The organism is Rathayibacter rhapontici (assembly GCF_001995175.1).
GTDB lineage: Bacteria > Actinomycetota > Actinomycetes > Actinomycetales > Microbacteriaceae > Rathayibacter.
Genome location: NZ_MUKN01000128.1, coordinates 1 through 644, shown reverse-complemented (window position 1 = coordinate 644; position 644 = coordinate 1). Strand labels below are relative to the sequence as shown.

Sequence of the window (644 nt, the reverse complement as noted above, 5' to 3'; positions counted from 1 at the left end):
GCACCGCGACCTGCACGACAAGCAGCTGCTCGCCTCCGACGACGGCCGATTGGCGCTGCTCGACCTCGACACCGCGGCGCGGGCCGAGGCCGCGCTGGACCTCGGCAACCTGCGCGCGCACCTGCGGCTGCGCACGTCCCAGGGACTGCTGCCCGCCGCGTCCGCCGCATCGGCGACCGCCGTCGTCGACCGCGCCGCCGAGCGGGCCGGAGTGCCGCCGCACCGCCTCGAGGCGTACGAGAGCGCCGCGCGGCTCCGCCTGGCCTGCCTCTACCTCTTCCGACCGGCGTGGCGCTCGCTCGCCGCCCGATCGCTCGCACGCACCACCGAGAGGATCCTCGCCCCGTGAGACGATCGATCACGTCCCTGTTCCGCCCGACGACCGACACCGGCCCCACCGGTCAGGAGAAGCCCATGACCCGACGCGGTCCCGTCCTGCTCGCCGTCGGAGCGGCCGTCTGCCTCGCCGCGATCGCCGGGGGCGTCGTGACGGTCGCCGGCGCGATGCAGCAGCCGCAGCAGGTGACCGAGATCGGCTCGACGCCGATCGTCGGCCCGAGCCGCGCACCCGGCTCGGAGGCGACCCCCGGGAGCACGGCGCCCGCCACGGACCCGGCGGCACGGATCCCGCGGCTACGGACCCC

At 76.6% G+C, this 644-nt stretch carries 2 pseudogenes; both read left to right on the top strand.

Annotated elements, in window-relative coordinates:
- Positions 1-349, top strand: a pseudogene (locus B0T42_RS20365) (hypothetical protein); the annotation flags it as partial.
- Positions 346-644, top strand: a pseudogene (locus B0T42_RS18940) (hypothetical protein); the annotation flags it as partial. The pseudogenes B0T42_RS20365 and B0T42_RS18940, both read left to right, overlap by 4 nt.